We start from the raw sequence: 19,787 nt of genomic DNA, 5'->3' as shown, positions 1-19,787 counted from the left end.
CCTTCAACACCCTCCTGCCATATCCCCGGCAGCCACGCCGTTAGGAATTACTCGTCTAGGTCAGGAGCCTCGCCGCGAGGGCGGCGGGGTCGACGGGGCCGGTCAGGACCGTCCACGGGCTCAGCCAGGACTGCGCGGCCAGCTGCCGGTAGACGGCGTCCGTGCGGGTCTGGAGCGAGTCGTCCGACTCGTAGGCGTCCCGGCGGCGGGTGGGGTCGACCTCGGCGCGGCGGCGGGCCCGCTCGGCCGCGACCTCCCGGTCGGTGGCGAGCAGCAGCTGGTGGTCCGGCACGGGGATCCCGAACCGGGCGACCTCCAGGTCCTTCACCCACCGCACGACCTCGCCGTCCGCGGCCTGCTCGAGCCGGGCGGCGTTGTAGGCGGCGTTGCTGGCCACGTACCGGTCGACCAGCACGACGTCGTGCCCGCTGAGCAGCTCCCGCAGCTCCGGTGCGGCGTCTCGGCGGTCCAGCGCGAACAGCAGGGCCATGCCGTGCACCGAGTCCCCGAGATCGCCCATCCCGCCGTAGAGCGCGTCCCGGGCGAGCTGGGCGTGGACGTCCGCGTCGTAGCGGGGGAAGGCCAGGGTGGCGACGGTCGAGCCGCTACCGCGCAGCGCGGCGACGAGGCGCGCGGTGAGCGTGGCCTTGCCGGAGCCGTCCAGCCCCTCGATCACGATCAGCCGCCCCATTCCGACGACCCTAGCCCGACCTCAGTGGACTCGGGCCCCCGGCGGCGCGGACACCCAGCCCCTCGATCCGACGGGTGCCCATCCCGCCACGTGGGACCGCGAAGCCGGTCGCGGCAGCGCCGCGGGGTGGGTGCAGTTCGGGGCGCGAACGGCGGTGTCGGGGCGGGGTGGGATGCTGCACCGCATGAAGTCGCGCGTTCTGGTGGTCGACGACGACCCGGCCCTCGCCGAGATGCTGACCATCGTCCTGCGGGGCGAGGGTTTCGACACCGCCGTGGTCGGGGACGGCACCCGGGCGCTGCCCGCCGTGCGGGACATGCGACCGGACGTCGTGCTGCTGGACCTCATGCTCCCCGGCATGAACGGGATCGACGTCTGCCGGGCCATCCGCGCGGAGTCCGGCGTGCCGATCGTGATGCTCACGGCGAAGAGCGACACCGTGGACATCGTGCTCGGCCTGGAGTCCGGCGCGGACGACTACGTGGTCAAGCCGTTCAAGCCGAAGGAGCTGGTCGCGCGGATCCGGGCGCGGGTGCGGCGCACCGAGACCGAGCCCGCCGAGCAGCTGACCATCGGGGACGTGGACATCGACGTGCCCGCCCACCAGGTCACCCGGCAGGGCGAGCGGATCGCGCTCACGCCCCTGGAGTTCGACCTGCTCGTGGCGCTCGCCCGCAAGCCGCGCCAGGTCTTCACCCGCGAGGTGCTGCTCGAGCAGGTCTGGGGCTACCGGCACGCCGCGGACACCCGGCTGGTGAACGTGCACGTGCAGCGGCTGCGGTCGAAGGTGGAGAAGGACCCGGAGCACCCCGAGGTCGTGCTGACCGTCCGCGGTGTGGGGTACAAGGCCGGACCCCCGTGATCTGAGTGAGGACGTTCATCGCCGGGCTGCCCGGTGCCCGCTGGGCGCGGCGGACGGCCGCGTCGGGCGCGGTGCTGTTCGCCGAGGTCCGCGCGGCGGTGCTGACCGCCTGGCGGCGGTCGCTCCAGCTGCGGGTCGTGGTGTCCACGCTCGCGTTGTCGCTGGCGGTGGTGTTGGTGCTCGGCCTGGTCCTGCAGACCCAGATCGCGGACCGGCTGATCCAGGCGAAGTTCGACGCGGCCGTCATCCAGGCCGAGTCCGCGCGCGTCGTCTCCGAGCGTGACCTGTCCGGGGTGGACCCGGACCGCGAGGGCGCCCAGGGCACGCTGAACAACGCGCTGGACCGGCTCACCAACCAGTCCACTGCGGAGTCCGGCGCCCCGACCGCGGGCGAGTTCCGCGCGGCGCTGACCACCGGCACCGGGTCCGGTCCGGAGATCTCCGCGGGGGGCCTGGACGCGGTCTCGGCCGAGCAGCGCCAGGCCGTGGCCAGCGGGGCCCTGACCACGCAGTACGCGACGGTGGACGGGATCCCGACCCTCGTCGTCGGACAGCCGGTGCGCACCGCGGGCCGCGAGCTGCAGCTCTACCTGATGTTCCCGCTGGACGCCGAGCAGCGCACGCTCGGGCTGATCCAGAGCACGCTGATCGTCGGCGGGCTCGTGTTGCTGCTGCTGCTCGCGGGGATCGCCTCGCTCGTCACGCGGCAGGTCGTGCGGCCGGTGAAACAGGCCGCCGAGGTGGCCGAGCGCTTCGCCGAGGGGCACCTCGACGAGCGCATGCCGGTGCACGGCGAGGACGAGGTCGCGCGGCTGTTCGAGTCGTACAACGAGATGGCGGGCAGCATCCAGACCCAGATCCGCCAGCTCGAGGAGTTCGGCGCGCTGCAGCGCCGGTTCACCTCGGACGTCTCGCACGAGCTGCGCACCCCGCTGACCACCGTCCGGATGGCCGCGGACGTCCTCTACGCCTCGCGGGACGAGCTGCTCCCCGCGCTGCGCCGCAGCTCGGAGCTGCTGGTCAACGAGCTGGACCGGTTCGAGACGCTGCTCGGCGACCTGCTGGAGATCTCCCGGCTGGACGCGGGCGTGGCCGAGCTGGGCACGGACCGGCTGGACATGCGGCACGTGGTCTCGCGGGCGGTGGAGGCGGTGCGCGGGCTCGCCGAGGAGTCCGGCACCCCGCTCGTGCTGGACCTGCCCGGCGACGTCTACGCCGAGGTGGACTCGCGGCGCGTCGAGCGGATCGTGCGCAACCTCGTCGCGAACGCGATCGACCACGGCGAGGGCAGGCCGGTGCACGTCACGCTGGCCGGGGACGAGCGAGCGGTCGCGGTCGTGGTCCGCGACCACGGCGTGGGGCTGCGGCCGGGGGAGGCCGGGCTGGTGTTCAACCGGTTCTGGCGGGCCGAGGAGTCGCGGGCGCGGCGCTCGGGCGGGAGCGGGCTGGGGCTGTCGATCAGCCTGGAGGACGCCCGGCTGCACGGCGGCTGGCTGCAGGCCTGGGGCGAGACGGGCCGCGGGTCGGCGTTCCGGCTGACCCTGCCGCGCACCGAGGGGGACCTGCTGGAGTCCAGCCCGCTGCCGTTGCAGCCGGAGGGGGACGACCCCGCGGCGGGACACCCCATGCCCGCGTCCGTGCCGACGCCGCCGTGGGGCACGCCGATCCCGGTGGACGCCACCTCCGAGGCCGAGCGGGCCGAGCCGTGAGGCGCCCGCTGCTGGTGCTGCTGCTGGTGCTGTCCGCGCTGGTCGCCGGGTGTGCGAGCGTGCCGGGCGAGTCGTCGGTGCAGGTGCTGCGCAAGGTCACCGAGGGGGGCACACCGGACCTGCCTGCGGGCCCCGTCGACGGCACCAACCCGCTCGACCTCGTCCGGGGCTTCGTCTACGCCTCGGGCAGCACGGTGGACCGGCACGGCGCCGCCCGTCGGTTCCTCACCCCGGCCGCGGGCGAGGGCTGGGACGACGCCGCGTCGCTCACCGTCCTCGCCGAGCAGTTCGACACCGTCTACCCGCCCACGAGCGGCACCGACCCGGACCTGATGACGGTGCGGATCCGGGGCGACCGCGTCGGCACACTGGACTCGCTGGGCGCGTTCGAGCCCGCCGAGGCCCCGGTGGAGATCGACGTGACGGTCCGCCGAGCGGACGGGCAGTGGCGCATCGACCGGCTCCCCGGAGGAGTGCTGGTCCGGCTCTCGGACTTCCGCGCCAACTACCGCACGGTGAAGGGGTACTTCGTGGACCCGGTGCGCCGGGCCACCGTCGCGGACCTGCGGTACCTGCCCGCGGTCCCGGCCCAGGCGCTGCCCTCGCGGGCGGTCGACATGCTGCTCACCGGGCCCTCGCCCGCGCTGCGCAACGCGGCCGAGTCCATGGTCCCGGCGTCGGCCCGGCTGCGGACCAACGTCACGAACGCGCCGGACGGCACCCTCGTCGTGGACCTCACGCAGGTCGGTGACCTGGACGAACAGCGGCGCAGGCTGATGGCGGCCCAGTTCGTGCAGACCCTCGCCGAGATCAACATCCCGCGGGTGCGGCTGCTGGTCGACGGCGCGCCACTGCTGGCCGGCGTCCAGGACCTCACGGTGGACGCCGTGGCGGGCACCTCGGCCACGGTGCAGCCGGGCGCGGACGTGCCCGCGCTGGCGGTGTCCGGCGGGCGGCTGCGCAGACTGCCCTCCGGCGAACCGGTCGCGGGGCAGGCGGGCAACGGGGCGTTCGACATCGCCGCGGCGGCCACCACCGCGGACGGCGTCCGTGTCGCGGCCGTGGCCCGAGACGGCGGCCGCAGGCGGCTGCTGGTCGGGCCCGCGGACGGGGAGCTGCAGGCCGTTTCCCTGTCCGCGGGGTCGATGTCGCGGCCCACCTGGACACCGACGGGCGGCGAGGTCTGGACGGTGCTGGACGGGGACGTCGTGGCCCGGGTGACCGTGGACGGGACCGGGGTGGTGCGGACCGGCCAGGTCAGCGTGTCCGAGCTGACCGAGCTGGGGCCGCTGACCGACCTGCGGCTGTCGCGGGACGGGCTGCGGGTCGCCGCGGTCGTCGGCGGCGGCCTGTTCACCGGGGCCGTGGTCCGGGGCCCCGAGGGGGACGTGGCCGTGCGGAACGTGCGCACGCTGCGACCCACCGACCTCGGCGGGGTCGTCGGGGTGGACTGGCGGGCGGACGAGTCGCTGATCGTGGTCAGCACGCGGGCGGACCGGCCGGTCTCGCTGGTGTCCTCGGACGGGCTCACCCTGCAGCTGGTGCCGAGCAGCAACCTCACCCCGCCGCTGCGCGGGGTGTCGGCGGCGTCGAGCAGGCCGTTCCTGGTCGCGGACCAGGGCGGGATCTGGAGCTTCGACGGCGGCGAACTGGACAGCTGGCGCCAGGTGCTCGGGGCCGCGCCGGACGGGATCCCGCTCTACCCCGGGTGACCTGTGGACAACTCGGCCCCGGGACCTCCCGATCGCGGGAGGTGGTCGGGGCCGCGGTGCAGGGTGGGGCCATGACCACTCGGGAGTCCCTCGCCGCTCTGCTCGACCTGGTGCTGCCCGCGGCCTGCGGGGGATGCGGGGCACCCCCGGTGCGGGCGGCGGGGAGCGGACCGGACCGCGGGCGCGCGAGGGCGGGGCCGGACCACGCGGGCTCGGCCGGGTCGCGACCGGTCGTCGGGTGGTGCGCCGAGTGTGCGGCGGTGCTGCCGTCGCCACACCGGCTCGTGCTGCCGGAGGCGCCCGTCGTGCTGGCCGCGGGGCGGTACCGCGGGCCGCTGCGCACCGCGCTGCTCGGCTACAAGGAGCGCGGCCGCCGCGATCTGGCTCCGCCGCTGGCGGCCCTGCTGGGCGCGCTCGTCCCGCCGGGTGCGGTGCTGGTGCCCGCGCCGTCGCGGCCCGCCGCGGCGCGGGCGCGCGGCGGCGACCACGTGCGCAGGTTGTGCGCGCGGATCGGGCACGCGGAGACCTGGCCACTGCTCGGCCTGCGGCGCGGCGCGCGGGACTCGCTCGGGCTGGACGCGGCTGCCCGTGCCGCGAACCTCGCCCGCGCCGTACACGTCCGGTCACAGGACAACCCACCCGTCCCGGTGCTCCTGGTGGACGACGTGGTGACCACCGGGGCGACTCTGCGGGCCTGTGCGCGGACCCTCGCGGAGATCGGGGTCCGGGTCTCAGGCGCGGCGGTGCTGTGCGACGCGAGCGGGCGCTCGGACCGCCGCCACCGAGGGGTTCCGATCCTCGCGACAACCTCACCAAACTACGGGTTTTCGCAGGTCAAGGGAAGGTCATCCACCGAATTCGCCCAACCCGTTGTCACTCACCGCTCAGGACTGTCGCCGAACCGTGATGCGCACTACCGTGCCTGGCACACGTAACCCACGCCACAACGGGAGGGGAACACCGAGCATCCGCTTCGGGTCCCCGGGGGTGCACATCACCCCCGCCACGGCACCGGCCGATCGCCGGCCGGGCACACCCGAAGCCACCCCCAACGCCGCCGAGTACGCACGGAGAGCGAGGGAAGTCGAGTGGAGATCGTCGTCACCGGCCGGAACGTGGAGGTCCCGGAGCACTTCCGGGTCCACGTCGAGGAGAAGTTGGCCAGGCTCGAACGGTACGACCACAAGATCGTCGGTATGGAGGTCGAGCTCTTCCACGAGCCGAACCGCAGGCAGTCCAAGAGTTGTCAGCGGGTCGAGATCACCGGGCGGGGCCGCGGGCCCGTCGCCCGTGCCGAGGCCTGTGCGCAGGACTTCTACGCCGCGCTGGACTGCGCGATCAGCAAGCTGGAGAGCAGGCTGCGGCGCTCCCACGACCGGCGCAGGCTCAACGACCGCCGCTCGCGCGTCATGGCCGGTCGCGGTGGGCCCGCGGCCGTCGCCGTGCTCGAGCATGAGCTCGAGGAGCAGCGCCTCGAGCACCTCATCCCCGAGCCCCGGGCCCACACCGAGCACCTCCACACCGAGCAGGACGAGCCACCGGACGACCTGCCCGGCCGCATCGTGCGGCGCAAGATGCACTCGGACGAGCCGATCAGCATCGACGAGGCCCTCTCCCGCATGGAGCTCGTCGGGCACGACTTCTACCTCTTCGCCGACGCCGAGTGCGGCACCCCGTCGGTGGTCTACCGGCGTCGCGGCTACGACTACGGCGTCATCCGCCTCGGCGGCTGACACCGGCCAGGATCCCTCCGAAGAAGGGCGTCGGGGTGGCGACAGCTCGTCGCGCCCCGACGCCCGCCCACCGCGGCCACCGCACACGACCCCGGAACCCGTACGGGTCCGGGGTCGTTGCACGGTGAGGCGGCGACGCGCCGGTGGCTACGATGGGTCCGGGCGCGTGCCGGGTGTCGGCACCCCGCCCCGGTCGACGGCCCCCCGGTCGCCCGCCGCCGCCCGACACCGCGATGTGAATGAGGTCGATCAGTGCCGTCCCTGCTGAACCGCGTGCTCCGTGCCGGTGAGACGAAGCTGGTCAAGCGGCTCGGCCGGATCGCCGACCACGTCGACTCGCTCGAGCCCGAGTTCGAGCCGCTGTCGGACGCCGAGCTGCGTGCGAAGACCGACGAGTTCCGTGCGCGCTACGCCGAGGGCGAGTCGCTGGACGACCTGCTGCCGGAGGCCTTCGCCGCGGTCCGCGAGGCGGCCAAGCGCACGCTGGGCCAGCGGCCCTTCCCGGTGCAGCTGATGGGTGGCGCCGCGCTGCACCTGGGGAACGTGGCCGAGATGCGCACCGGTGAGGGCAAGACCCTGACCTGCGCCCTGCCGTCGTACCTGAACGCCATCTCGGGCGACGGGGTGCACGTGGTCACGGTGAACGACTACCTGGCCAAGCGCGATGCCGAGAACATGGGCCGCATCCACCGCTTCCTCGGCCTCGAGGTCGGCGTCATCCTCGCCGAGCAGACGCCGTCGCAGCGCCGCGAGCAGTACGCCGCGGACATCACCTACGGCACGAACAACGAGTTCGGCTTCGACTACCTGCGCGACAACATGGCGTGGAACTCCGCGGACATGGTGCAGCGCGGGCACAACTTCGCGATCGTGGACGAGGCGGACTCGATCCTCATCGACGAGGCCCGCACCCCGCTGATCATCTCCGGGCCCGCCGAGCAGAGCGCGCGCTGGTACCAGGAGTTCGCGCGGATGGCGCCGCTGCTGCAGCAGGACCGCCACTACGAGGTGGACGAGCGCAAGCGCACCATCGGCGTCACCGAGGAGGGTGTGACCTTCGTCGAGGACCAGCTCGGCATCGACAATCTCTACGAGGCCGCGAACACCCCGCTCGTCGGGTACCTGAACAACGCCCTGAAGGCCAAGGAGCTGTTCAAGAAGGACAAGGACTACATCGTCCGGGACGGCAACGTCCTGATCGTGGACGAGTTCACCGGCCGCGTGCTGGCAGGCCGCCGCTACAACGAGGGCATGCACCAGGCCATCGAGGCCAAGGAGAAGGTGACGATCCAGGCCGAGAACCAGACCCTGGCCACGATCACCCTGCAGAACTTCTTCCGGCTCTACGACAAGCTCTCCGGCATGACCGGTACCGCCGAGACCGAGGCGGCCGAGCTGCACACGACCTACGGCATGCACGTCGTGGTCATCCCCACGAACCGGCCGATGGTCCGCAAGGACCAGCCGGACCTGATCTACAAGACCGAGGCCGCCAAGTTCGAGGCCGTGGCGGACGACATCGCCGAGAAGCACCATCAGGGCCAGCCGGTGCTGGTCGGCACCACGAGCGTCGAGAAGTCCGAGTACCTGTCGAAGCTGCTGGTGCAGCGCCAGGTACCGCACGAGGTGCTCAACGCCAAGCAGCACGAGCGCGAGTCGATGATCATCGCGCAGGCCGGGCACGCGGGGTCGGTCACCGTCGCGACCAACATGGCCGGTCGCGGCACGGACATCATGCTCGGCGGCAACCCGGACTTCCTCGCCGATCTCGAGCTGCGCAGCCGCGGGCTGGACCCGGTGGAGCACCGGGAGGCGTACGAGGCGGCGTGGGACGGCGTCCTCGCGCAGATGAAGAAGCAGGTCGCGGCCGAGGCGGACGAGGTCCGCGAGGCGGGCGGGCTGTACGTGCTCGGCACCGAGCGGCACGAGTCGCGGCGCATCGACAACCAGCTGCGCGGCCGCTCGGGTCGGCAGGGCGACCCGGGTGAGTCCCGGTTCTACCTCTCGCTCGGAGACGAGCTCATGCGCCGGTTCAACGGGGCCATGGTCGAGTCGATCATGAACCGGTTCAACCTGCCGGAGGACGTCCCGATCGAGGCCAAGATGGTCACCCGGGCCATCCGCAGCGCGCAGACGCAGGTCGAGCAGCAGAACTTCGAGATCCGCAAGAACGTCCTGAAGTACGACGAGGTGCTCAACCAGCAGCGCAAGGTCATCTACGACGAGCGCAAGCGGGTGCTGAACGGCGAGGACATCGGCGACCAGATCCGCAACATGCTGGGCGACGTGATCACCGCCTACGTCGACGGGGCCGCGTCGGAGGGCTACGCCGAGGACTGGGACCTCGAGAAGCTGTGGACCGCGCTCGGGCAGCTGTTCCCGATCTCGATCAAGTGGCAGGACCTGGCGGACTCGGACGACCTGGACGACCTGAGCAAGGAGTCGCTGACCGAGGCGGTCCTGGCGGACGCCCAGCGCGCCTACGCCGCCCGCGAGGCGGAGATGGACAGCCTCATCGGCCCGCAGGGCGGGATGCGCGAGCTCGAGCGCCAGGTGTTGATGCAGGTCATCGACCGCAAGTGGCGCGAGCACCTCTACGAGATGGACTACCTCAAGGAGGGCATCGGGCTGCGGGCGATGGCCCAGCGGGACCCGGTCATCGAGTACCAGCGCGAGGGCTTCGACATGTTCGCCGCGATGCTCGAGGGCATCAAGGAGGAGACCGTCGGGCACCTGTTCAACGTCGCGGTGCAGATCCAGGAGGTCCCCGCGCCGGGCACCGAGGCGGCCCCCGCACCCGAGGCCCCGCCCGCCGTGGCGGCGGTCGCCGAGACCCCGTCCGCGGCGGAGCCCGCCACCAGCCGGATCCCGCGGGTGCCCGCGGCGCAGGGCCCGAACGGCTCGCCGGACGACACGCCCACCTCGGTGCTCTCCGCCGCGTTCCGCGGTGGCCCGCCCACCCAGGGCCTGAGCTACAGCGGCCCGAGCGACGACGGGGAGGTCGTCACGCGCAACGGCGGCCAGCAGCCCCGCGGCGGCGGCTCGCGGCAGCCCCGTCCGCAGCAGGGCGGTCCCCAGCAGGGCAACCGCGCGGAGCGCCGCCGCCAGGAGCGGCGCAAGCAGGCCTGACCGGGCTTTCCGAGACCGCGGTTCACAGGACGCGGAGGGCGGTGCAGCGCCAGTCGCCGGTCGGGGTGAGGTCGAGGCGGGCGGCGAGGGCGCGGTAGCGCGGGCCGAAGCGGCACAGGGCCGTGACCTCGGCCGCTGCCCGCCCCACCAGCCTGCAGTGCAGCGAGCGCAGCGCCGGGGCGCCCTCGTCCCGGGAGCGACCGGGCACGCCGGCGACGACGTACCGGAGCACGCCCGGCGCGGCGTACGGCACGAGGTGCTCGACGGGCCGCCTGCCGTCGACGACCTCCAACGCGATCCGCACCACGATCTCCGCCCGGCGCCGCGCCGCCGCCTCCCGCGCTCCGGCGCGCACCGACCCGGGGACCAGCGGGGTGAGCCGGTCGGGGCGGTGGGCCCGGGTGCGGGGTGCTCGAACCGCCGTCGGGTGGGAGGGCTGGGGTGCGGTCGGGCGCTGCGGACCCCGCGGCGCGGGGACGTCGACATCCGGCTCGTCGGCGGGCTCGGGGTCCGGTTCGTACCGGACCCACACGAACCGCGGCTCGACGACGGGGGGTGCGGTGAGCGTCATGGCCCGAGCCTGGGCCGCGCGTCGGCTCGGCGGACGGGGACGAGTTCGTTCGTTCCCACATCGTCGGGACCCGAAGCGACCTACGCTTCGCCGGTGCCCTCCACCCCGGAACCCCTGGACCGGCTGGTGGTCCGGGCAGGCGCCGCCGTGACCCGCTTCCGCAGGCGGGTCCTGGCCGAGCACGGCCTGTCCACCACCGCCTTCGACGTCCTCTGCGCCCTCGCCGCGCACGGTCGGCCCGCGCCCGCCCAGCGGGACCTCGCCGCCGAGGTCGGCGTCGCGCCCGCCACCCTCACCGCCGTACTCGACGAGGCGGAGCGGCGGGGGGACCTGCGGCGGGTCCGGGACGAGGCCGACCGCCGGATCGTGCGGGTCACGCTCACGGCCCGCGGCGCGGCGCGGCGGACGGCGGCGCAGGCGGCGGTGGACGCGGCCGTGCGCGCGGTCCTGCCCGGTCCGGGGCCCGGGGAGCGGGCCACCCGGGAGCAGCTGGAGCGACTGGTGGCCGCCGTCGGCCGGTAGCGTGACGCGAATGCGCGGGCTGATCCTGGACTACGGCGGCGTGCTGACCGACGGCCCCGAGATGGCGGGTCTGCCCCGGCGGGCACGGTCGGCGGGCCTGCGCGTGGCCCTGCTGTCCGATGCGCACGCGGTGCCCACGGAGTTCCGGGGCGAGTTCGACGTCGTCGTCCTGGGTGGGGCGGGCGGTGTCCGCAAGCCCGATCCGGCGGCGTTCCGGCGCGCGGCGGAGATGCTGGGCCTCGAGCCCGCGGAGTGCGTCGTGGTGGACGACCTGCCGGTCAACGTCCGGGGTGCCGGGGCGGCCGGGGCGGTCGGCGTGCGGCACACCGATCCGGAGTCCACCCTGCGCGAGTTGGAGATCCTGCTCGACTGGTGAGCCTGCGGCGTCGAACAGCAGCGCCGCCTCCCGGGGGAGGCGGCGCGACGGTGCTACGGCTACGGCTACGGCTGCGGCGGGGGCGGGGGCTCCTCGCCCTCCGGCGCGGGCGGCGGCGGAGCCGTGGTGTCGCCGGCGCCGGTCCGCTGCTGCGCGAAGTCCACACCCTTGTCGATGTGCTCCTCGTGCCCGGCGAACTTCTGCTTCGCCGCCTCACCGGCCTTGTCGAGGCCCTGGTCGACCTTGTCGTCGTGCTGGCTGATCAGGTCTTTCGCCTTGTCCAGAAATCCCATGGGGCGGAGCTTGGACCCCCACGCGGGCGCGCGCACGTCGGAGCTCACCCGATCGGGCGAAGGCGGGCGTGCTCTCGGCGCAGCTGATCCACTGCCGTCACGCCGATGAGCTGCAGCGTCCTGGTGATCTCGCCGGTCAGGATCTCCACCGTTTTGGCGACACCCGCCTGACCGCCCGCCATCAGCCCGTACAGGTACGCCCGCCCCACCAGTGCGCCGCGCGCCCCCAGCGCGATCGCCGCGACGACGTCCGCGCCGTGCGTGATCCCGGTGTCCACGTATACCTCCGCGCGGTCCCCGACGGCGTCCACCGTGGGCTCGACGAGCTCGATCGGGACCGGGGCGCGGTCGAGCTGGCGGCCGCCGTGGTTGGACAGCAGCACGGCGTCGACGCCGGCGTCGACCACTCGGCGGGCGTCGTCGACCTTCTGTACACCCTTGATCATCAGCTTGCCGGGCCAGGCGCCACGCAGCCACGCGACGTCGTCCATGGTGAGGGCGGGATCGAAGACCCGGTTGATCATGTCGGCGACCGTGCCCTCGGTCGACTCCAGCGAGGCGAAGGTCAGCGGCGAGGTGGTGAGCAGGTCGAACCACCAGTGCGGGTGAAGCGCGCCGTCGAGGAAGGTGCGCAGGGTCAGTGCGGGCGGGATCGAGAGTCCGTTGTGGACGTCCCGGCGGCGGTTGCCGCCGACCGGGGTGTCGACGGTGAGCATGAGGGTGTCGTAGCCGGCGGCGGCGGCGCGCTCGACGAGGTCCTTGGCGAACGCCCGGTCCCGCCAGAGGTAGAGCTGGAACCAGCGGCGCGCGGCGGTGGGAATGTCCTCGATCGTCGTGGTGCCCATCGTCGAGAGCGTGTACGGGATGCCCGCCTGCGCGGCGACGGTGGCGACGGCGGGCTCGCCCTCGCTGCCCATCATGCGGGTGAACCCGGTGGGTGCGAAGGCGAACGGCAGGGCGGAACGGGCGCCGAGCATGTCCCGGCCGAGGTCGACGGTGCTGACGTCCCGCAGCACGGTCGGGGTGAACTCGACGCGGTTCCAGGCGGCGCGGGCCCGGTTCAGCGAGAGCTCGCCGTCCGCGGCGCCGTCGGTGTAGTCGAACACGGCGCGCGGGGTGCGCCGGCGCGCGATGGTGCGCAGGTCGTCGATGGACGCGGCCCGCCGCAGCCTTCGCGCCGTCGCGTCCCGCACGAAGGGCGCGGGCTTGAGCAGGGGCAGCAGCTCGCTGGGGCGGGGCATCCGACGCTGGACCATGGGCCCGAGGCTAGACCGCGGAGCGAGCGCACGACACGTGCTCGGCGGGAGATGCGCTGTGAGCACGAAACATGCTCACAGGGCGGTGCGGACAGCGCTGACCGCACCCAACTCGCGATCTTGCAGCGCTGAGCGCACGAAACGTGCAACCTCAGGGGCGGCGGCGGAGGAGCTCGTAGGCGGCGACCGCCGCGGCGCTGGCCACGTTCAGGCTCTCCACGCCGCTGAACAGCGGGATCGCCAGCACGCCGTCGAGGAGCGGGCGGACGCTCGCGGAGAGGCCGTCCGACTCGTTGCCCAGGACCAGGGCGACCCGGGGCGGGAGGGTGGCGTCCAGCAGCGACTCGCCGCCCGCGTCGAGCCCGTAGACGCCGAAGCCGGCCTCGCGCAGCTCGGCGAGTCCCTCCTCCGCCGTCGCCGAGCGCAGCACCGGCGCCGAGAACGCCACCCCGGCCGACGCCTTGATCACCAGGGGGTCGATCGCGGGGGTGCCGCGGCGGGGGAGGAGCACGCCGTCGAGCCCCGCGCCCGTGGCGGTCCGCAGGATCATCCCGACGTTCGACGGGTTGGTCACCCGGTCCAGCACCAGCACCGACGCGGGCCGCCGCGTGCCGAGGTCCCGCAGGAACACCGACACCGGCGCCATCCGGGGGGCCACGACGTCCGCGAGCACGCCCTGGTCGTGCCGCCCGTTGCCCGCCAGCACCTTCACCCGGTGCGCGGTCGCCCGCTGCACCGGGACCCCGCGGCGCCGCGCGGCCTGCTCGATCTCGCGCACCGCGTCCCCGCGGGAGCCCTCGGCGATCAGCACCTTGTCCACGGCCAGCGCGTCGTCCGCGAGCGCCTCGAGCACGGGCTTGCGTCCGTAGACGGTGATGAAGGCGTCCTTCGGGGAAACGGTCACCCCGTGAGCTTAGGATCGACCCATGCCGCCTCGGCTCTCCGCGCTCGACGCGTCCTTCCTCTACCTGGAGCAGCCGACCACCCCGATGCACGTCGGTGGGGTCGCGGTCTTCCGGCGGGGTGAGGACGGGCTGGACTACGACCGGTTGGTCCGGCTCGTCGAGCAGCGGATCTCGCTGGTCCCGCGGTACCGGCAGAAGGTCCGGTACGTGCCCGGCAACCTGGCCCGGCCGGTGTGGATCGACGACACCGACTTCGACGTGGCCTACCACGTCCGCCGCTCGGCGCTGCCCCGCCCGGGCACGGACGAGCAGCTGTGCGACCTGGTCGCCCGGCTGATGTCGCGGCCGCTGGACCACACCCGCCCGCTGTGGGAGATGTACCTGGTCGAGGGGCTGGCGGACGAGCGCGTCGCCGTCGTCACCAAGACCCACCAGGCGATGGTGGACGGGATCTCGGCGATCGACCTCTCCCAGGTGATCCTGGACGTCTCGCCCGAGGCGCGGCCCCGGGTCGAGGAGGTCTGGATGCCCCGGCCGGAGCCCAGCGACGTCCGGCTGGTCGCCGAGGCGATCGGGGACGCGGTGGCCCGGCCCGGCGAGATCGTGGACAACGTCCGCGCCGCGACCGGGGACGCCGTCGCCACCGCCACCAAGGTCGCGGGCATGGCCACCAAGCTGCTCACCATGGCCCGCGCGGCGTCCCGGCCGGTGCCCGGCACCCCGCTCAACGTCGCCATCTCCACGCAGCGCCGGTACGCGATCGCCCGCACGGACCTGGAGGCCTACCGCGCGATCCGGGCGGCGCGCGACTGCGCGGTGAACGACGTCGTGCTGAGCGTGGTGTCGGGGGCCCTGCGCAGCTGGCTGCTCTCCCGCGGCGAGCCCGTGACCTCGGGGTCGACGGTGCGCGCGATGGTGCCGATGTCCGTGCGCGGGGACGCGGACGTCCCCAGCTCGGTGGGGACGCTCGGCAACCGGGTGTCCAGCTTCCTGGTGGACCTGCCGGTCGGCGAGCCGAGCCCGGTGGTGCGGCTGCACCACGTCACGCACGCGATGCGCGAGCACACCGCGACCGGCCGCAACGTCGGCGCGGACACCCTGGTCCGGATCGGCGGGTTCGCCCCGCCGACCCTGCACGCGCTCGGCGCGCGGGCGGCGAGCGGGATCTCGCGGCACATCTTCAACCTGGTGGTGACGAACGTCCCGGGGCCCCAGTTCCCCCTCTACGCCGCCGGAGCGCGCATGCTGGAGATGTTCCCCGTCGTGCCGCTGGCCAAGGGACAGGCCCTGTCCATCGGGCTGACGAGCTACGACGGGTCGGTGTACTACGGGTTCAACGGCGACCGGGACGGGATGGCGGACGTGGACGTGCTCGCGGGCATGGTCGACGAGGCGCTGGACGAGCTGCTGGCCGCGAGCCGAGAGGAGAGGTGACCATGAGGATCTACCTCCCGGGGACCTGGCCGATGCTGCGCAAGCTGGTCAAGTCGGGGAAGTTCGACCCCATCGGCGGGACGGCGTTCGCGCTGACCCCGCGGCTGCGGGAGGCCTACGTCAGCGGGGACGACGAGGAGCTGGAGTACGCCGCGATGACCGAGGCGGCCCGGGCGTCGCTGCGGCTGCTCGCGGTCGAGCTCGGCCTCGGCGAGGCGGTCGCCGCCCGGCGGGTGGTGGTCGCCGCCGACCTGGACGACGTCACGCTGCGCCCGGACCTGGACGACGGTGCGGTCCGGATCACCGGTCCGGTGCCGGTGTCCGCGATCGCGGCGGTGCACGTGGACCACGAGGAGGCCGAGCACGCGGTCCGCGAGGCCGCGGGCGTCGTGGACAAGGCCGACCTGGGCGACCTGGACGCGGAGTTCCTGGTCGGCGAGGCCGAGGACCACGAGCTGGCCTGGTACAGCCCCGAGGAGATCGCGTTCCTCGTGGACCTCGGCGACCTCTAGCCGAACACCGGGGCGCGCTTCTCGAAGCCCGCCGCCACCGCCTCGCGCTGGTTCGGGCTGCCGATGAGGGCGCCGATCTCCTTCTGCTCGGCGGCCAGCTGATCGCGCAGCGGGATCCGCCCGGAGCTCTCCAGCAGGCGCTTGGCCGCGCGGACGGCGTCCGGGTTGACGCCGGCGATCTCGCGGGCGAGGGCCAGCGCGGCCGTGCGCGGATCGGGGTCGACGCGGGAGGCCAGGCCGAGCTCGACGGCCTCGGTGCCGCTGAGCCGCCTGCCGGTGAAGGTCAGCTCCTTGGCCCGCTCCCGACCGACCAGCTCGACCAGCACCTGCGTGCCGGTCATGTCCGGGATCAGGCCCCAGCGGATCTCCAGGACCGCGAGCACGGCGTCCGGCGCCACGATCCGGATGTCCGCGCCGAGCGCGATCTGCAGCCCGCCGCCCAGCGCGTTCCCGGTCACGGCCGCGATCATCGGGACCGGCAGCGCCGTCCAGACGTGCGCGGCGCGCTGACCGGAGGCCTGCGCCGGGCCGTCGGTGGGCGCGAGGTCCGCGGTCGCGGAGAGCCGCTGCCCGTCCCGCATCGCCTGGAACGAGCCGAAGTCCAGGCCGGCGCAGAAGTCCGGGCCCTCGCCGGAGAGCACCACCGCCCGCAGCCCGGGTTCGTGGGCCAGCTCCTCGCCGGTCCGCACCAGCCCGGCGAACATGGCCGGGTCCAGCGCGTTGCGCTTCTCCGGCCGGGCCAGTCGGACGTCGGCGACGCCCTCGGTGATCGAGACGGTCACCCGCTGTTCGGGCACGTGCCTACCTCCCCGTGAACCGGGCGGGCCGCCGCTCCAGGAACGCGGCGACCCCCTCGGCGTGGTCCTCGGACGCGAAGCACTCGGCCAGGGCCTCGCGCGTCGCGACCACGTGATCGGTCATGGTCCGGCCGGCCCCCGAGAGGACCAGCTGCTTGGTGCGCGCCAGCGCGAACGGTGATGCCGTGGCGATCCGCTCGGCCAGCTCGCGGGCGGCCTTCTCCAGCTCGTCCGACGGGTGCACCGCGGCGGCGAACCCGAGCGCCACCGCCTCGTCCGCACCCAGGTCGTCCCCGGTGTAGAGCAGCCGCAGCGCCGCGGGCGTGCCGATCTGGCGGGGCAGCAGCCAGCTGCCGGCCCCCGTGTCGGACCCCGCCGCGGTCGTCAGGCGAGCGGCTCGCCAGGTCCGCCAGGTCGATGCCTGCGCAGAAGCTGCCCGGGACGCCTGTGACCAGGAGCACAGCGACGTCGGGATCCGCGCCCGCGGCATCGATCCGGTCGGTGAACTCCGCCACCATGGCGTAGGTCATCGCCCCCTTCCGGGCCGGGCGGTCGATCGTCAGCGTGGCCACTCCCGACCCCACCTCGTAGCGGATCTCCTCCACGCCACCCCTTCCGTCGGCCCCGTCGCCGGTGCAATCCTAGCTGAACGATCGTTAAGGAGGGCTCGTGGATTTCGCGCTGCCGGTGGAGCTGACCCAGAAGCTCGACCAGATCGATGCGTTCATCGAGCGGGAGATCGTGCCGCTGCAGGCGCAGGACGACAACGAACGCTTCTTCGACCATCGACGGGAGTGGGCTCGCACGGACTTCGAGGCGGGCGGTACGCCGCGGCCCGAGTGGGAGGAGCTGCTGCGTGAGATGCGCCGCCGCGCGGACGCCGCGGGCTGGCTGCGCTACGCGCTGCCGAAGGAGGTGGGCGGTCAGGACGGCTCGAACTTCGACATGGCGGTGATCCGGGAGCACCTCGCGCGCAAGGGCCTCGGGCTGCACAACGACCTGCAGAACGAGTCGTCGGTCGTCGGGAACTTCCCGTTCGCGCACATGCTGCTCGCCTTCGGCACCGAGGAGCAGAAGGCCGAGTACATGGAGCCGATGCTCACCGGGCGGAGCCGGATCGGGTTCGGGCTGACCGAGCCCGACCACGGCTCGGACGCGACGTGGATGGAGACCATCGGCGTCCGCGACGGGGACGACTGGATCCTCAACGGCGCCAAGCGCTGGAACTCCGGGATGCACTCGGCCGCCCACGACGTGGTGTTCGCCCGCACCAGTGGCAAGGCGGGCGACGGGCGCGGCATCACGGCGTTCTTCGTGCCGACCGACACCCCGGGCTTCTCGGTGGACTTCCACTGGTGGACGTTGAACATGCCCACCGACCACGCCGAGGTCTCCATCCGGGACGTCCGCGTCCCCGGCTCGGCCATCTTCGGCGAGGAGGGCATGGGGCTGGCGGTGGCACAGACGTTCGTCCACGAGAACCGGATCCGGCAGGCCGCGTCCGGGGTCGGGGCGGGGCAGTTCTGCATCGACCGGGCCGTGGCGTACGCGCGGGAGCGGGTGACCTTCGGAGCGCCGCTGGCGACCCGGCAGGCGATCCAGTGGCCGCTGGTGGAGCTGCAGACCGAGGCGGAGATGCTGCGCGGGCTGGTGCGCAAGACGGCCTGGGAGCTGGACCGGGTGCCGCACATGGAGATCAGCGACAAGGTCTCGATGTGCAACTACCGGGCGAACCGGTTCGTGTGCGAGGCGGCGGACCGGGCCATGCAGGTGCACGGCGGGCTGGGGTACTCGCGGCACACGCCGTTCGAGCACATCTACCGCCACCACCGCCGCTACCGGATCACCGAGGGCGCGGAGGAGATCCAGATGCGCAAGGTCGCCGGCTACCTCTTCGGTTTCGCGGGCCCGAACAAGGTGCGCTGATGGTGCCTGCTCCAGATCTCGCAGCACAGCTCGCGGCCCGGCTCACCGAGGTGTTGGGGAAGGACGTCGAGATCGGCGGGCTGCACCGCCTCACCGGGGGCGCCAGCCGCGAGACCTGGTCCTTCACCGCGAACGGGGAGCGGCTGATCCTGCGCCGCGACCCGCCCGGCACCAGGGATCGTCCGCTGGGGATGGTGCTCGAGGCGCGGGCGATCGCGGCCGCGGAACGGGCGGGCGTCCCCGTCCCGCACCTCGTGGACCACGGGGCGGACCCCGCCGTCGTCGGGGCGCCGTACCTGGTCACCCGGCACGTGGACGGCGAGACGATCGCCCGCAGGCTCCTGCGGGACGCCGCCTATGCGGACGTCCGTCCACGGCTCGCCGCCGAGCTCGGACGCGCGGTGGCCCGGGTGCACGCGATCCCGCTCGCCGAGGTCCCCGGGCTGGAGGAGCGCGAACCGCTCACCCACCTCCGGGAGACCTACGACGCGCTGGACGAGCCGCTGCCGTCGGTGGAGATCGCGCTGCACTGGCTGGAGCGCCACCGACCCGCGGAGGTCTCCGAGACCGTCGTGCACGGGGACTTCCGCAACGGCAACATGATCATCGCCGAGGATGGCCTGAAAGCCGTCCTCGACTGGGAGGCCGTGCACCGCGGCGACCCGCGTGAGGATCTCGGCTGGCTGTGCGTGAAGTGCTGGCGCTTCGGCGAGGAGCCCGCGGTCGGCGGCTACGGCCCGCTGGACGACCTGCTCGACGGGTACGCCGAGGTCGCGGGCACCCGCCCCGACCCGGAGGCCGTGCGCTGGTGGCAGGTCTACGGCACGGCGCGGTGGGCGGTCGGCTGTCGGGGGATGGCCGAGCGGCACCTCTCGGGAGCGGTCCCGTCCGTCGAGCTGATCGCCATCGGCCGCCGGGTCTGCGAGCAGGAGCACGACCTGTTCCTGGCGCTGGGGCACCCGGCCGGTGAGCCCACGGTGGAGCCCGCAGTGGAGTCGGCCGGGCCCTCGGACCTGCACGGGCAGCCCACCGCCGCCCAGCTGCTCGACGCCGTGGCGATGTTCCTGCGCGAGGACGTCATGCCGGGCACCGGAGGACGTCTCAGCTTCAACGCCAGGGTGGCGGCGAACGTCGTCGACACCGTGGCGCGCGAGCTCTCCCTCGGCCCCGCGCAGGAGCGCCGCCACGAGGCCCGGCTGGCCGCGTTCGGCGCCGCGGACCAGCGGGAGCTGGCCACGGCGATCCGGAAGGGGCTCGTCGATCCCGAGAACCCCCCGCTGCTGGCCGCCGTGCGGGCGGGCATCACCGACCGGCTCCGCGTCGCCAACCCCAGGTACCTGACGTATCCCGGATAGGAGG

19 protein-coding genes and 1 pseudogene are annotated in these 19,787 nt (G+C 73.6%); 12 read left to right on the top strand and 8 right to left on the bottom strand.

Annotated features, from left to right (window positions below; all coding sequences use genetic code 11):
* Window positions 1-55: 55 nt before the first annotated feature.
* Window positions 56-691 carry a dTMP kinase gene (locus ABD993_RS19075; protein ID WP_345419993.1) on the bottom strand — a complete coding sequence of 212 codons (636 nt, stop codon included), beginning with the start codon at window positions 689-691 and terminating at the stop codon, window positions 56-58.
* A 184-nt stretch (window positions 692-875) separates the two neighbouring features.
* Here ABD993_RS19075 and mtrA point away from each other — a divergent pair, with 184 nt between their 5' ends.
* The 6 genes from mtrA to secA all read left to right on the top strand — a co-directional run bounded on the left by mtrA (window position 876) and on the right by secA (window position 9,836).
* Window positions 876-1,553: an MtrAB system response regulator MtrA gene (gene mtrA, locus ABD993_RS19070; protein WP_220187576.1), complete on the top strand. Its 678-nt coding sequence runs from the start codon at window positions 876-878 to the stop codon at window positions 1,551-1,553.
* A gap of 5 nt (window positions 1,554-1,558) precedes the next feature.
* Window positions 1,559-3,262, top strand: coding sequence for an MtrAB system histidine kinase MtrB (gene mtrB / locus ABD993_RS19065; protein WP_425569049.1), 1,704 nt, complete (start codon window positions 1,559-1,561; stop codon window positions 3,260-3,262).
* Window positions 3,259-4,974 (top strand): LpqB family beta-propeller domain-containing protein, encoded by a 1,716-nt coding sequence (locus ABD993_RS19060; protein ID WP_345419986.1) that lies wholly within the window; start codon window positions 3,259-3,261, stop codon window positions 4,972-4,974. The genes mtrB and ABD993_RS19060 overlap by 4 nt, the downstream gene beginning before the upstream one ends.
* A gap of 71 nt (window positions 4,975-5,045) precedes the next feature.
* A complete protein-coding gene (locus ABD993_RS19055; protein WP_345419983.1) occupies window positions 5,046-5,909 on the top strand; it encodes a ComF family protein in 864 nt (287 codons plus the stop codon).
* A gap of 153 nt (window positions 5,910-6,062) precedes the next feature.
* Window positions 6,063-6,707: a ribosome hibernation-promoting factor, HPF/YfiA family gene (hpf, locus tag ABD993_RS19050; RefSeq protein ID WP_345419980.1), complete on the top strand. Its 645-nt coding sequence runs from the start codon at window positions 6,063-6,065 to the stop codon at window positions 6,705-6,707.
* Between the two features lie 261 nt (window positions 6,708-6,968).
* Complete coding sequence (gene secA / locus ABD993_RS19045) at window positions 6,969-9,836, top strand: preprotein translocase subunit SecA (protein ID WP_345420002.1); 2,868 nt, start codon at window positions 6,969-6,971, stop codon at window positions 9,834-9,836.
* 22 nt (window positions 9,837-9,858) lie between these two features.
* Here the strand turns inward: secA and ABD993_RS19040 are convergent, their stop codons facing one another.
* Window positions 9,859-10,407: an Rv3235 family protein gene (locus ABD993_RS19040; protein ID WP_345419977.1), complete on the bottom strand. Its 549-nt coding sequence runs from the start codon at window positions 10,405-10,407 to the stop codon at window positions 9,859-9,861.
* Between the two features lie 93 nt (window positions 10,408-10,500).
* Between ABD993_RS19040 and ABD993_RS19035 the strand changes: the two genes are divergently transcribed.
* Both ABD993_RS19035 and ABD993_RS19030 read left to right on the top strand, forming a co-directional pair.
* Window positions 10,501-10,929: a MarR family winged helix-turn-helix transcriptional regulator gene (locus ABD993_RS19035; RefSeq protein ID WP_345419974.1), complete on the top strand. Its 429-nt coding sequence runs from the start codon at window positions 10,501-10,503 to the stop codon at window positions 10,927-10,929.
* Between the two features lie 10 nt (window positions 10,930-10,939).
* Window positions 10,940-11,305: an HAD-IA family hydrolase gene (locus ABD993_RS19030; RefSeq protein WP_345419971.1), complete on the top strand. Its 366-nt coding sequence runs from the start codon at window positions 10,940-10,942 to the stop codon at window positions 11,303-11,305.
* A 65-nt stretch (window positions 11,306-11,370) separates the two neighbouring features.
* Here the strand turns inward: ABD993_RS19030 and ABD993_RS19025 are convergent, their stop codons facing one another.
* From ABD993_RS19025 to ABD993_RS19015, 3 genes are all read right to left on the bottom strand, one after another.
* Window positions 11,371-11,598, bottom strand: a complete 228-nt coding sequence (locus tag ABD993_RS19025; RefSeq protein WP_345419968.1) for an antitoxin — start codon at window positions 11,596-11,598, stop codon at window positions 11,371-11,373.
* A gap of 44 nt (window positions 11,599-11,642) precedes the next feature.
* Window positions 11,643-12,854: an alpha-hydroxy acid oxidase gene (locus ABD993_RS19020; protein ID WP_345419965.1), complete on the bottom strand. Its 1,212-nt coding sequence runs from the start codon at window positions 12,852-12,854 to the stop codon at window positions 11,643-11,645.
* Between the two features lie 151 nt (window positions 12,855-13,005).
* Window positions 13,006-13,758 carry a TrmH family RNA methyltransferase gene (locus ABD993_RS19015; RefSeq protein ID WP_345419961.1) on the bottom strand — a complete coding sequence of 251 codons (753 nt, stop codon included), beginning with the start codon at window positions 13,756-13,758 and terminating at the stop codon, window positions 13,006-13,008.
* Window positions 13,759-13,780: 22 nt separating this feature from the next.
* Between ABD993_RS19015 and ABD993_RS19010 the strand changes: the two genes are divergently transcribed.
* Together ABD993_RS19010 and ABD993_RS19005 are read left to right on the top strand one after the other, a co-directional pair.
* Entirely contained in the window at window positions 13,781-15,193 is a 1,413-nt protein-coding gene (locus tag ABD993_RS19010; RefSeq protein WP_345419958.1) for a WS/DGAT/MGAT family O-acyltransferase, read from the top strand.
* Window positions 15,194-15,195: 2 nt separating this feature from the next.
* The gene (locus ABD993_RS19005) at window positions 15,196-15,705 is read left to right on the top strand and encodes a DUF6912 family protein (RefSeq protein ID WP_345419955.1); all 510 of its coding nucleotides are present in this window, start codon (window positions 15,196-15,198) and stop codon (window positions 15,703-15,705) included.
* On the opposite strand, the gene ABD993_RS19000 is transcribed toward ABD993_RS19005, so the two are convergent.
* The 3 genes and pseudogenes from ABD993_RS19000 to ABD993_RS36800 form a co-directional block, all read right to left on the bottom strand.
* Entirely contained in the window at window positions 15,702-16,502 is an 801-nt protein-coding gene (locus ABD993_RS19000) for a crotonase/enoyl-CoA hydratase family protein (protein ID WP_345419952.1), read from the bottom strand. The two genes, ABD993_RS19005 and ABD993_RS19000, sit on opposite strands and share 4 nt — an antisense overlap.
* 4 nt (window positions 16,503-16,506) lie before the next feature.
* Window positions 16,507-16,890: an enoyl-CoA hydratase/isomerase family protein gene (locus ABD993_RS18995; RefSeq protein ID WP_425569052.1), complete on the bottom strand. Its 384-nt coding sequence runs from the start codon at window positions 16,888-16,890 to the stop codon at window positions 16,507-16,509.
* 34 nt (window positions 16,891-16,924) lie between these two features.
* Window positions 16,925-17,032, bottom strand: a pseudogene (locus ABD993_RS36800) (enoyl-CoA hydratase); the annotation flags it as partial.
* Window positions 17,033-17,171: 139 nt separating this feature from the next.
* Between ABD993_RS36800 and ABD993_RS18990 the strand changes: the two are divergent.
* Window positions 17,172-18,428, top strand: a complete 1,257-nt coding sequence (locus ABD993_RS18990; protein WP_345419946.1) for an acyl-CoA dehydrogenase family protein — start codon at window positions 17,172-17,174, stop codon at window positions 18,426-18,428.
* Window positions 18,428-19,783, top strand: a complete 1,356-nt coding sequence (locus ABD993_RS18985; protein ID WP_345419943.1) for a phosphotransferase family protein — start codon at window positions 18,428-18,430, stop codon at window positions 19,781-19,783. Before ABD993_RS18990 ends, ABD993_RS18985 begins: the two co-directional genes overlap by 1 nt.
* The last annotated feature ends 4 nt before the right edge of the window (window positions 19,784-19,787 follow it).

It is taken from the genome of Pseudonocardia xishanensis (assembly GCF_039541715.1).
GTDB classification, from domain to species: domain Bacteria; phylum Actinomycetota; class Actinomycetes; order Mycobacteriales; family Pseudonocardiaceae; genus Pseudonocardia; species Pseudonocardia xishanensis.
The sequence above is the reverse complement of the archived record's forward strand: the minus strand, read 5'-3'. Positions and strand labels throughout refer to the sequence as shown.

Coding starts and splice junctions, on each gene's coding strand:
- ABD993_RS19055 (WP_345419983.1), top strand. CDS start 5,046: ATGACCACTCGGGAGTCCCTCGCCGCTCTGCTCGACCTGGTGCTGCCC.
- ABD993_RS19075 (WP_345419993.1), bottom strand. CDS start 691: ATGGGGCGGCTGATCGTGATCGAGGGGCTGGACGGCTCCGGCAAGGCC.
- mtrA (WP_220187576.1), top strand. CDS start 876: ATGAAGTCGCGCGTTCTGGTGGTCGACGACGACCCGGCCCTCGCCGAG.
- ABD993_RS19020 (WP_345419965.1), bottom strand. CDS start 12,854: ATGGTCCAGCGTCGGATGCCCCGCCCCAGCGAGCTGCTGCCCCTGCTC.
- ABD993_RS19025 (WP_345419968.1), bottom strand. CDS start 11,598: ATGGGATTTCTGGACAAGGCGAAAGACCTGATCAGCCAGCACGACGAC.
- ABD993_RS18985 (WP_345419943.1), top strand. CDS start 18,428: ATGGTGCCTGCTCCAGATCTCGCAGCACAGCTCGCGGCCCGGCTCACC.
- ABD993_RS19030 (WP_345419971.1), top strand. CDS start 10,940: ATGCGCGGGCTGATCCTGGACTACGGCGGCGTGCTGACCGACGGCCCC.
- ABD993_RS19040 (WP_345419977.1), bottom strand. CDS start 10,407: ATGACGCTCACCGCACCCCCCGTCGTCGAGCCGCGGTTCGTGTGGGTC.
- ABD993_RS19010 (WP_345419958.1), top strand. CDS start 13,781: ATGCCGCCTCGGCTCTCCGCGCTCGACGCGTCCTTCCTCTACCTGGAG.
- ABD993_RS19005 (WP_345419955.1), top strand. CDS start 15,196: ATGAGGATCTACCTCCCGGGGACCTGGCCGATGCTGCGCAAGCTGGTC.